This is a genomic window from Flavobacterium sp. TC780, from assembly GCF_056783245.1.
Window position 1 is genome coordinate 1 of record NZ_JBXBAV010000053.1, and the last position, 11,370, is coordinate 11,370.

The window sequence follows — 11,370 nt, forward strand, 5'->3', positions numbered from 1 at the left end:
ACTGATCTACCCAAGACGTGAAATAAACAATATATACAGGGATTGTATTTTTGAGAATATATACAGATTCTTTTTCTTTGTGCATTGCGGCATCTACTTTTTCAGTGGACCAATGGGCATCTTTTTCCATAATAGCCAGCGCTAATTCATGTGCTTTTTCTACCCTGATACAACCATGACTGAAGGCTCTTTTTTCTTTTTTAAAAAAGGATTTTGAAGGTGTATCATGCAAGTAGATATTATTTGAATTGGGAAATATAAATTTCACAAGACCTAAGGGGTTATTTATTCCTGGTTTTTGCCTTAGTTTTCCTTTATTCCATTGCATGTTTTGCTCTTGTAGATATTGAGGATTTTTTTTAAGTTTCGGTAAAATTTCTTTTTGATATATACTATTGGGGACATTCCAATAAGGAGAAAAAGCGATATAGCTCATATTTCCACTGAACACCGCGGTTTTATTAAATTCCTTTCCCACAATGACTTTTGAGATGAGATATGGTTTTGCATCTCTAAAATACAGAAGTTTGAATGATGGTATGTTTACGGCTATATATTCTTGAGCATAATTTATCTTAGGGCTAATCCATCGGCATCTTTCCATATTGACCGAAATAGTTTTTATGCGATTGGCTACAGGGATATTAAGTGATTCGATTAAATCAGGAGTGATTTTGCCTCCAAAGTCTCGATGTTGCGTCTTTTCGTATTTGAGAATGCCTAATAAAATATCTTTATCAAATAAAGGACTTGAAGAATTCTGCTCTATAAGGCCTTCAGTAAAGAGTCTTGTTCTTAGTTGCTGTACAATGATGGAAGAATCACCCTCTTGTAAGGGAAGATTTTTTTTGTTAAGTTCAATAGTTATCCAGTCTCCATTTTTCTCTATATCAATATATTTTTTTAATACTTTTTTTAGTGCATAATATTGATTGAAATAATTGTAATTAATTTCTTTCTTTAAATTTAAATCGTTTACAATAGTATCCAGATAAGTGCTATAACATATTTTCTCTCGTGGTAGATTCCAACCTGTTTGTTGGCTGTTTTTTAAGGTAACTCCATTATATACCTTATTTGTGTAAAAAAAATATAGGGAGCTAATCAATAGTTCGCTTTCAGGACTGGATTTGGTATTGTCTTGAAAAATTTTGTTGAGTTCGGATTGATATGGTATATTGACTCGCAACCCTTCTTCATTCATTCGGCTCAGATGCATATAGAAGACCTGAGCAAATTCATTAATACCGCTTTGATCAAACCAAATGTAACTATTATTTTTTCTGTAGAGTTGCAGTACTTTATTTTCAAAAGGTCTCAATTTGGCATATTTTTGAAAGAATGCAGAAATCTCAATGGTATCAATTTCCTTTGAAATATTTTCTTGATTGAATTTGAAAAGGTGCATATCTCTTTTAGAGGCCATTAAAAAAGTACAGCAAAAGAGACTGAGTATTAAAATGATTCGTTTCATCTGTTGTATGTATTACTATTTTGATTAAACGCATTAGTTTTTTATCTAAGATGTTTTTTAGGTTTTAGAATTTACTATAAAATTATGCTCGCTAATGAGAAATAAAAATGACGCAGATCAGTTTTATTAGAAAATTTAAAACAGTAATGTGATCAATATCATATGGTTTTATTTAATAAAAATCTAATTTGGTTCTCTGTATCATTAAATTTGTATAACCTTTTGAAAATTAGATATCAAAGCTGAAAAATGACCATTGATCTCTAATATTTCTTTAAAAAAAAAAGATATGGAGACTTCCCATGAATGTCAGGTTGATTTGTATTGGAAAGAAGATCAAAATGCGAGGCTTAGCTCGATGCTTTTTAAAGAAAGCATAGAAGTGGCGTCACACAGTTGTCTGAAAGATTTAACGAATGATATATGGTCTGCTGAACATTTGTTTATAGCGGCTATAGAGAGTTCCTATATGACCTCATTTCTTAAAACAGCAAAAAATAAAGGAATTAAATGCAGCGCTTTTAAGTGTAATGCCAAGGCATCAGTAGTGGTCACAGATGACCAAACTGAAATAACAGACATCGTTATCAGGCCTATAGCAACTATTAATGACAAAAAAATGATAAACAAAACCCTGAAGATTTTTTTGGTATGTAAAGAATATAGTATAGTTTTAAGTGCCCTGAAGATCAGGGTGCACATATTTCCAACCGTTATTGTGTAGAGGTAAATATGTTTTAGTTGAATATTTTTAGGGTAACATAATTAATTTATATAGATGAGATGAGCATGATTTAAAAAGGATTAACATTGTGGTTTGAGGGCATAAAATATTGGAGAAAAAGACTTAGATCTCTATCTCAGTACCCATTAGGGCAACCTTGGAGTTAAAACCGTAACGTTCCTGAATTTTAATTCGCAGTTCATCAGCTGGCTGGTTTTCCCCATGTACCAGATAGATACATTTGGGGATATTTTGAAGTTCAGAGAGCCAATTGAGAAGATCGATTTGATCGCCATGGGCTGATAGAGATTCTATCTGTACAATATTGGCTTTTATGGGATGATATTTTCCATATATTTTAATTTCCTGAGCTCCTTCAAGGAGTTTTCTTCCGCGTGTACCTTCAGCCTGATAACCGACAATTATTACAGTACTTGTGGCCCGACCTATATAATGTTCAAAATAAGAGAGTACTCGTCCACCTGTAACCATACCGCTTGCAGCAATAATTACCTTTGGCTGGTGATTTTCGATGATGCGCAGGGTCTGGTCAAACTTAGAAACGATGGTAAACATTTTAGTGATTTGATGACATTGGTCAGCAGAGAGTTTATGCCATTGCATATTCCCTAGAAAAATATCCAGTACATTAGCACCCATAGGAGTGTCAAGGATATACGGAATATCTGGGATTTTCCCCTCTATTTTAAGCTGCCATAAAAGGTACATTATAGATTGTGCTCTTTCTACAGCGAAGCTCGGAATAATTATGGTTCCTTTTTTTTGTATAGTAGTATTGATATAGGTTTCGAGCTCTTTCTTTACATTCAGTTCAGGATGCATGCGATTGCCATAGGTGCTTTCTAAAAAGAGATAATCACCAATTAAAGGTTTTATTGGAGGAAACATCAATACATCATCATCACGTCCTATATCACCTGAAAAAACTAAAGTCTTACCCTCAAGATTCACTGTAATACTACAGGCTCCGATAATGTGACCGGCATTTGTAAAAACAGCTGAAATTTCATCTGTTATAACTACAGATTCATTGGGCTGTATAATTTTAAAAAAAGGCAGGACAGCCTGAGCTTGTTGTACTGTATAAAGTGGTTCTGCCTTTTGATGCTTTGAATAATGTTCTTTGTTGGCTTTCTCAGCTTCTTCTTCCTGAATTTTGGCGCTATCGAGAAGAACTAGATTTGCTACAGCTCTTGTTGGAGCCGTACAAAATATTTTTCCGGTAAATCCCTGGGCTATCAGAATAGGCAGCCATCCGCAGTGATCTAGGTGACCGTGAGTAAGTAATACACAATCTATCGACGATGGTAAAACTGGCAATGGATTCCAATTGAGTTCTCTAAGTACTTTTAGTCCCTGAAAGAGCCCACAATCTATCAAAATTCTATTACCATTGCTTTCTATGACTGTTTTTGAACCTGTGACAGTACCGGCACCTCCTATGAATTTTATTTTCATTTTAAATATAATTACAAATTTGTGAAGTTTCCTTTAATATATTTCTAATTCGGTTTTCACTAATGCCAATTTTATGGAGGCTTTGAGAATCATTAATCAGATCTTTAACGAGAATCTGATCTAAAATCAGTAGTTTCTCTTTTTCGATCAACGATAATGTTGTCAGACAGGTGATAGGGTAGAGTGCTCCTTTGTCTATTTTGTTTTTGATATTATTTTCTCTAGGATAATCCCAGCTTAAAAGCTCAATTCCAGAGCAGTTTGCAAAATTCTCAGCATCTTTTGTAAAGCGGTTGTTGGTTGCAATTATGCAAGAATTAATAGTTTCTTTATTAGAGAAAAGAGTATGCTCTTTTACTTTAAGATCATTAAAGCGTGCCAGAATATACATAGGAATTTTTACATCTGATAATCCCTCTCTGCTACTGTGAAATTTGCATTCAATCATCGTTATTTTGTTGTCTTTTTTAAGAACTATATCTACTTCGTGCGATACACATTTCCCTTGTAGAGTTAAGTTAATTTTGGATTGGAATCCTTCTGCAGCATAGAGTCTGGAGATGAATTTTTCAAAGAAAAAACCTTCGGGTCCAAGCATTTGCAAGGCATAACGTAGATTGTAACGGGCAGCATGACCATTAGATGCCTTCTTTAAAATTGTGAAAGCCAGTTTATAGATTTCTTTTGTGGTTATCCCCTGATGCATTTGTTTTTCAATCTCTCGAAGTGATTCCTTTACCAGATTTGTTGGGGCACCAGATTTTAAAAGAGAACGTTTTAGTTTTTCTTTATCAAAGGGCACAATATGCCCTGAATGTTTAATTATTTTCATAGTATTGGCTTAGTTTTATAGTTATATTGAAAACATACGCCTTCAAGTGATTGCTAAAGTTGAGCCTTAAGAACAAAATAGTATGTTTTTTATTACTTAAAGCTCTTTTTTAGAATTGTACCTTTTTCACTGTATTATTTCACCTTAATTTTTTTTGCTGGTAACTCAGGGCTTACTTTATTCTTTGGAAGTATCAATTTGAGTACTCCGCTTGTATAATTGGCATCGATTTTATCGCTTAGTATATTTTCAGGGAGCGAAAAAGAGCGAGAGAATGATGTAAAGGAGAATTCTCTTTTTCTGAAATTTTCACCTTTCTCTTTAGTTTCTTCTTTTTTTTCAGAGCTGATATTTAAGATACCGTTTTTCACTTCTACCTTAAAATCTTCGCTCTTAAGGCCGGGTGCTGCAAGTTCAATCTGAAAATTATCATTATTCTCAATTACATTCACCCTGGGAAGGAAAGTTTCTTTTTGACCAGAAAAAGCGAAAAAAGGGGAGGTTTCAAGAAATCTGTCATTGAAAAAGTCATCAAAAATAGTAGGAAAAGAATTGTTTTTCGTTGTTATTGTAGCTGGTGTCATGATGTTCTGTATTTAAGTTAAACATTTTGATTAAAATTATTTATCAAAATTAAATAAGATAATCGCCAGTAGGGGTGATGTAAATCATTTGATAAGATGATGTTAATCACATGGGTTAGTTTTTTATTTTGCTGAGTTTTTCAAAATTAAGAACGTGTATGATACTGGCAGTTTTCTCAATTAGTCCTTCTTCTTTAAAGTCACTTAAGGTACGACTTACTGTTTCGGCTGAGGTTCCTGAGAAAGCTGCCAGATCATCACGGCTAAACTTTATACTTGTACCATCATTGCTATGCTGAAGAAGTAAACAAACGATACCTTCTGCAATCCTTTTCCGTACTGACATATAGGCAATCTGTAAGAGTCTCATTTCCTTTTCTCTCATGTCGTTAGCGAGTATTTTAATGAACTTGGTTCCTACATCAGGATATAGGAACAGGAGTTTATCGAGCTGATCCATGGGAAGGAAACTCAGTACAGTTTCTTCCAGTGCAATAGTAGTATCGTTATAAGTATCATGGCTGAAGAGAATGCCAATATCCAGATAATCATTTTCTTTATAGATACCAGTGATGAGTTCGCGTCCATCTTCGGTAAGCTTTACTGTTTTTACTTTTCCGCTAATGATATAATAGATTCCTGTGACGTGATCTCCTTCATAGTGAATATATTGATTTTTTTTATATTCTCTGGTATTGCGCTCGAGCATGATTTCATTAAGCTTTACAAGACCGTCTTCTCTAGAGATTATCGTATCGAGCTTTTCGGCAGTCTGCCCGTAAAAAAGTAACTGTGTTTCTTTTTTTTTGATTCTTGTCTCTATAGCCCTTAATAGCTCCATTACATCAAAAGGTTTAGTCAGGTAATCGTCAACTCCCAGTTCCATACCTTTACGCAAATCTTGTCGTTCGGCCTTAGCCGTCAAGAATATAATAGGCGTTGCCTGTGTTTCTGGATTTTTATTCAGGATATGTAGAACACCATATCCATTGAGTTCTGGCATCATAATATCGCACAGGACGATGTCAGGTTTAATTTTAAGGGCTAGTTCAACTCCTACTTTGCCATTATTTGCTGAGAAAGCTTCATAACCTGAGAGCTCTAAGTATCTCGACAACATTTTCTCTAATGTTGTCATTGTCTTCAATGATAAGTATTTTAGTCATAAACGTGGGAGTTCTATTGTGAATAATGTACCTTTATTAATGGTACTGCTAAAAGAAATGGTACCTTTCATTAGCGTCACGTAACGTGAAACGATATGCAGTCCAAGACCAGTTCCGGGAATGTTTCCCGTATTGTGTGCCCTAAAGAAGGCTTCGAAAAGATGTTCCTGATCTTCTTGGGGTATGCCGATGCCGTTATCTTTGATATTGATGTTAATTGTAGTAGTATTTATTTCGGTCCAAATCTCGATTTTGGTTTCTTCGCCTGAATATTTTATGGCATTAGACACAAGATTAATAATACAGTTCTTAAGTAGGTTTTTATCGATTTTTACAAAAGCGCTTTCTTGATTAACGACACTGATTATTTTTTGTTTCTTTTTGGTAAGAAGTTTGAGTTCGCTTATAATTTCTGATATAAAAGACTGAAAATCAAAATAGGATAGATTAAGTGCAATAGTATTAGATTCTGTTTTTTCAAGTAGCAGAAAATCATTGAGAATTTCTGTCAGATTAGCAATAGCACTTTTTATTTTGAGCATATGTGCTTCTACTTTTGGATTGTTCTGGCCTTCTATATAACGGTGGATTAATGCTGTGGAGAGCTGGATGGTACTGAGGGGAGTTCTGAATTCATGAGAGGCCATTGACAAAAGGCGACTTTTAAGTTTATTGAGTTTTTTTTCTTTTTCCAAAGTATTGCTGACTTCTTCTTTTGTCTGAGTCAGGGTATCTATAGTCTCATTCAAGGTTTGTGTGCGATCTTTGACAAGCTCTTCTAAATGTTGTGTATACTGCATCAGACGGCTTTCAGCTTCTTTCTGGTGGCTCATATCATGAATAAAGCCGGCAAAAATTCGGGTTTCTTCAAATTTAACCTCACTTACCCCAAGACGGAAAGGAAATATATTGCCATCTTTTTTGCGTCCAAGTACATCCCTGTCATGGCCTATGATATGCGGAATACCTGAAGATTTGTAATTTGTAATGTAGGAATCATGTTTTTCCCGATCCGGGGATGGCATCAACAGAGCTATATTTTGCCCTATAACCTCATCGGGAGTATACAAAAAAAGACGGCAGGCTGAGGGATTTATAGTCTCTACTATACCTTGTTCGTTTATGGTTATAATTCCGTCGATTGCTTTTTCAATAATTGCATTCAAAAGTGCCTGGTTTTTCATATGCAACACGAATTAGAATTCTAACAAATATCGTTAATAGTTTTTGATAATCAGTAGTTTAGTTGTTTTATTCGATAACATGTGAAGATTATAGGATAAAATGGTATTAGTATTTATTTTTCTTATGGTATAGTGGTCTGAAGGGGTAGACGGGATATTCAATATTTCGTTTATATTTATTATTTTTTTAAAGCTGCATTGACATTTTGAATACCATTTATTAGCGCATCAGCATTAAAAGAAATACTGTTAATTCCTGCCTTTACTAAAAACTTGGTGAATTCTGAAGAATCACTAGGTGCCTGTCCGCAAAGCCCAATTTTTTTATGTGCTTTGTTTGCAGCAGTTATCATTTGAAGTATTAACTGCTTAGAAGCTGGATTTTGTTCATTGAAAAGATCTGCAATTAATGCAGAATCTCTGTCAATACCTAGAGTAAGCTGGGTAAGGTCGTTAGAACCAATGGAGAAGCCATCAAAAATTCGTGCAAATTCTTTGGCAAGTAATACATTGGAAGGTATTTCGGCCATGACATATATTTCCAGGTCATTATCATGTTGTTTTAAACCATATTCTTCCATAAGGCTAATTACTTTTTTTCCTTCTTCAGGCGTGCGGCAAAAAGGGATCATCAATTTTACATTGGTAAGTCCCATCTCTTCGCGTACTACTTTCATCGCAAGACATTCAAGACGAAATCCTTCGCGATAGTTCTGATGGTAATAACGAGAAGCCCCTCGAAAACCCAACATTGGATTTTCCTCTTTAGGCTCAAAGAAGGAGCCCCCAAGTAGCCTGGAATATTCATTTGTTTTAAAATCACTCATTCTCACGATTACTTCTTTGGGATAAAAAGCAGCGGCTATTGTTGCGACGCCCTGAGATAATTTTTCGATAAGAAAATCTGATTTATTGCTGTAATTCTCTGTTAGTTTATTTATGGCTATTCTCTGCTGGTCATCAGTTATGTTTTCGGGATGGATCAGTGCCATGGGATGTATCTTAACGCTGTTTGTAATAATGAACTCTATACGAAGAAGCCCTACACCATCATTTGGGTAGAAAGAAAGTTTAAATGCTTTCTCAGGTTCTGAAATTATAAGCTGCACTTTTGGTTTTCCAGGTAAGGGCAGCTTATTTATGGTACTAGTGGTTTGGGAGAATTTTAAGCTCCCTTTATAAATATTTCCTATTCTTCCCTCTGCACAACTCAAAGTAATTAAATCTCCCTCTTTAATAATTTCTGTAGCATTTCCTGTTCCAACAATGGCAGGAGTTCCTAATTCGCGGGCAACTATTGAGGCATGACTGGTTCTGCCTCCTTTATTGGTTATAATTCCAGACACTTTCTTAAGAATAGGATCCCAGTCTGGGCTGGTAAAATCAGTTATCAGGATGTCTCCTTTTTGGAGATTATCAGAGTCTTGAGGAAGTAATATTATTCGGGCAACACCACTTATAATAGCGCTTCCTACAGCTTCACCATGAAGGAGTGCCGTTGTTTTTTTTTCCAACTTATAAGTAGTAATGGATATGTTTTTTTGGATAAGAGAGTGTACAGTTTCAGGTCTGGCCTGAATAATATAGAGCTGATTATCGATTCCGTCTTTAGCCCATTCAAAATCCATAGGCTTTTTGTAATGTTCTTCTATGATAAGTGCCCATAGGGCTAATTTTTCAATTTCAGGATCTTCTAAAATAAACTTCTCAGAGTATTCACGAGGGGTTACTTTAAGCAGGGTAGAATTGATGCCTTTGGGATTAGTATCATAGACTAGCATTTTACTTTTGCTTCCCAGATTTTTCTGCAGTATTGCTTTTTTATTATTTTTAAGCGAGGTTTTAAATATTAGGAATTCATCAGGTGTGACAGTCCCTTGTACAATGGTTTCGCCAAGTCCCCAGGTACCAGCAAGGTGTATAACATCTCGGAATCCTGACTCGGGTTCAATGGTAAACCCGATACCGGAACATCCAAGGTCGGAGCGAACCATATGCTGAATACCCACCGATAGAAAAACTTTGGTATGCTCAAAACCCATGTCCTGTCTGTATTTGATTGCTCGGTCTGTGTAGAGCGAAGCAAAACAACATTTAACAGTATATATCAGTGGCATAGTTCCTTGTATGTTCAGGAATGAATCATGCTGGCCAGCAAAACTTGCTGAAACCAGATCTTCAGCTGTGGCACTGCTTCGTACAGCAACGGATACTTCATTGCCATTTGAAAGAAACTGATAGGCAGATGAAATAGCTGTTTGGAGATCCAGAGGAAACTTTGCATCAAGGAGGAGTTTTCGGGCTTTTAAGCCAATCTCTTTTAGATTGGTAAAGTCTTTTTTGTTCAAAAGACTCATTAACTCCTCTAATGGTTCTTCCAAATTATTATAACTAATAAAATATTTGTAAGCCTCAGTACTCAGGGCAAAACCGTCAGGAATATGTAGACCTTTGGAAACAAGATTATTGAACATTTCACCCAAAGAGGCATTTTTCCCTCCTACTTTTGGGATATCTGAAATCCCTATTTCGCTGAATTTAAGAATATACTGTTCCATTTTTATTTGTTTTAAACATAAAATTTATTAGATGCTTATTGTTTAGTAAATATAAGGTACGGTACAGTTAGCAGAAGTGACGGTCATCAAATATTGCTTTTTTATAATGTGATGGATATCATTTTGCAGATGAAGATTATAGCTGAGATTTGTAGTAATAAATTTCTATTGAATTTCACATAAGATTAAAATCTTGCTAAATATGTGAGGGATGAGTTTTTAAAATAAGATTATTTAAATACAAGTCAGATGAAACCAAAAAACACACAAAAACTGCGCATGTCAGTTTTTGAGCAACTTAGAAGAATAGACAAGGCAGGCAATGAATATTGGAGTGCCAAAGCATTGGCTAAAGTGCTGGGATATTCCCATTACAGTCTTTTTTTACCAGCACTTGATCGGGCAAAGACAGCCTGTATACTGGTAGATCAAAAGATAGAAGAGCATTTTAAAGAAAATTTACTGGAGCAGTCAGCGGTTACTACGAAAGCCTCAATAGCTACTGATGTAAAACTATCACGCTTTGGCTGTTATCTAGCCATACAGAACGGAGATCCAAGTCTGAAAGCTGTGGCATTTGCACAGGCCTACTTTGCTGCTCAGAATCATTTATTGGAGCTGAGTCACTTAAATAATAGAAATAATTTAAAAATAGTTAGACAACGAAGATTTTTTCTTCGAGAAGAATTAGCCAAACGTAATCTTCAGCTTGCCGGTGCTGCCAGAAAAGCTGGAATTACAAATCCGGCAGATTATGCTCTTTTTCAAAATCATGGCTACAGGGGACTTTATGGAGGATTGGATGTAAAAGGTATTCGTGAGTTCAAGCATTTGGATTCAAATCAAAACATTCTGGATCATATGGACAGTACCGAACTTGCCGCTAATTTATTTCGTATAACCCAAACCGCTGAGAAACTTCAAAGGGACAAAGTGCAGGGTATTGTTGAGGCCGACAGTATTCATTTTACTGTTGGATTAAAAGCTCGACAGGCGATGCAGGATGCGGGGATTACTTTACCTGAGAATTTACCCGTTATGGAAGATATTGCAAAAGTGGAACAAAAGCATAAAAAAGCACCTTCAAATATCAGGAACAAATGACCTGTTAACAAGCAGATGTACGAAGTATTTGATTGATTGCAGTTGATATGTTTGATATTAGCTTTTAATCTAAAGTTATGGATAGAAGCCAATTATTTCTGTATTATTCGACGATAATATTATTCTCCACTGACCATATTTCTGGTGTTTTCGATGCCAGGCGGGCTGCTTCCTCTTTTTGTTACAAGGAAAAAACTGTACCTGTCAGGGTTATAGGTGCTGCCTCCCTAACAACAGGAGCATGTATTAACCTTAGCAATACGTA

10 protein-coding genes are annotated in these 11,370 nt (G+C 35.4%); 3 read left to right on the forward strand and 7 right to left on the reverse strand.

Annotated elements, in window-relative coordinates:
• Positions 1-1,408 (reverse strand): L,D-transpeptidase family protein (locus tag AC1RYN_RS05315; RefSeq protein WP_481806119.1); only part of this gene is annotated, 1,408 nt, incomplete at its 3' end.
• Between the two features lie 355 nt (positions 1,409-1,763).
• On the opposite strand from AC1RYN_RS05315, the gene AC1RYN_RS05320 reads away from it, so the two are divergent.
• Positions 1,764-2,198: a hypothetical protein gene (locus AC1RYN_RS05320; protein WP_481806120.1), complete on the forward strand. Its 435-nt coding sequence runs from the start codon at positions 1,764-1,766 to the stop codon at positions 2,196-2,198.
• 123 nt (positions 2,199-2,321) lie between these two features.
• Here AC1RYN_RS05320 and AC1RYN_RS05325 read toward each other — a convergent pair whose 3' ends face one another.
• The 6 genes from AC1RYN_RS05325 to ppsA all read right to left on the reverse strand — a co-directional run bounded on the left by AC1RYN_RS05325 (position 2,322) and on the right by ppsA (position 10,001).
• Positions 2,322-3,677: an MBL fold metallo-hydrolase gene (locus tag AC1RYN_RS05325; protein WP_481806121.1), complete on the reverse strand. Its 1,356-nt coding sequence runs from the start codon at positions 3,675-3,677 to the stop codon at positions 2,322-2,324.
• 1 nt (position 3,678) lies between these two features.
• Positions 3,679-4,509 (reverse strand): restriction endonuclease, encoded by an 831-nt coding sequence (locus AC1RYN_RS05330; protein ID WP_481806122.1) that lies wholly within the window; start codon positions 4,507-4,509, stop codon positions 3,679-3,681.
• Between the two features lie 134 nt (positions 4,510-4,643).
• Complete coding sequence (locus AC1RYN_RS05335) at positions 4,644-5,093, reverse strand: Hsp20/alpha crystallin family protein (protein WP_481806123.1); 450 nt, start codon at positions 5,091-5,093, stop codon at positions 4,644-4,646.
• Positions 5,094-5,208: 115 nt separating this feature from the next.
• Positions 5,209-6,231 (reverse strand): response regulator, encoded by a 1,023-nt coding sequence (locus tag AC1RYN_RS05340; protein ID WP_481806124.1) that lies wholly within the window; start codon positions 6,229-6,231, stop codon positions 5,209-5,211.
• 24 nt (positions 6,232-6,255) lie between these two features.
• Positions 6,256-7,443: a PAS domain-containing sensor histidine kinase gene (locus tag AC1RYN_RS05345; RefSeq protein ID WP_481806125.1), complete on the reverse strand. Its 1,188-nt coding sequence runs from the start codon at positions 7,441-7,443 to the stop codon at positions 6,256-6,258.
• A 179-nt stretch (positions 7,444-7,622) separates the two neighbouring features.
• A complete protein-coding gene (gene ppsA / locus AC1RYN_RS05350) occupies positions 7,623-10,001 on the reverse strand; it encodes a phosphoenolpyruvate synthase (protein ID WP_481806126.1) in 2,379 nt (792 codons plus the stop codon).
• 249 nt (positions 10,002-10,250) lie between these two features.
• Here ppsA and dinD point away from each other — a divergent pair, with 249 nt between their 5' ends.
• Together dinD and AC1RYN_RS05360 are read left to right on the forward strand one after the other, a co-directional pair.
• Positions 10,251-11,105 (forward strand): DNA damage-inducible protein D, encoded by an 855-nt coding sequence (dinD, locus tag AC1RYN_RS05355; protein WP_481806127.1) that lies wholly within the window; start codon positions 10,251-10,253, stop codon positions 11,103-11,105.
• Positions 11,106-11,182: 77 nt separating this feature from the next.
• A partial coding sequence (locus AC1RYN_RS05360; protein WP_481806128.1) for a hypothetical protein occupies positions 11,183-11,370 on the forward strand: 188 nt, incomplete at its 3' end.

Excerpts from the sequence above, each read along its gene's own strand:
- AC1RYN_RS05345 (WP_481806125.1), bottom strand. The coding sequence starts at position 7,443 with ATGAAAAACCAGGCACTTTTGAATGCAATTATTGAAAAAGCAATCGAC.
- AC1RYN_RS05340 (WP_481806124.1), bottom strand. The coding sequence starts at position 6,231 with ATGACAACATTAGAGAAAATGTTGTCGAGATACTTAGAGCTCTCAGGT.
- AC1RYN_RS05325 (WP_481806121.1), bottom strand. The coding sequence starts at position 3,677 with ATGAAAATAAAATTCATAGGAGGTGCCGGTACTGTCACAGGTTCAAAA.
- dinD (WP_481806127.1), top strand. The coding sequence starts at position 10,251 with ATGAAACCAAAAAACACACAAAAACTGCGCATGTCAGTTTTTGAGCAA.
- AC1RYN_RS05320 (WP_481806120.1), top strand. The coding sequence starts at position 1,764 with ATGGAGACTTCCCATGAATGTCAGGTTGATTTGTATTGGAAAGAAGAT.
- AC1RYN_RS05330 (WP_481806122.1), bottom strand. The coding sequence starts at position 4,509 with ATGAAAATAATTAAACATTCAGGGCATATTGTGCCCTTTGATAAAGAA.
- ppsA (WP_481806126.1), bottom strand. The coding sequence starts at position 10,001 with ATGGAACAGTATATTCTTAAATTCAGCGAAATAGGGATTTCAGATATC.
- AC1RYN_RS05335 (WP_481806123.1), bottom strand. The coding sequence starts at position 5,093 with ATGACACCAGCTACAATAACAACGAAAAACAATTCTTTTCCTACTATT.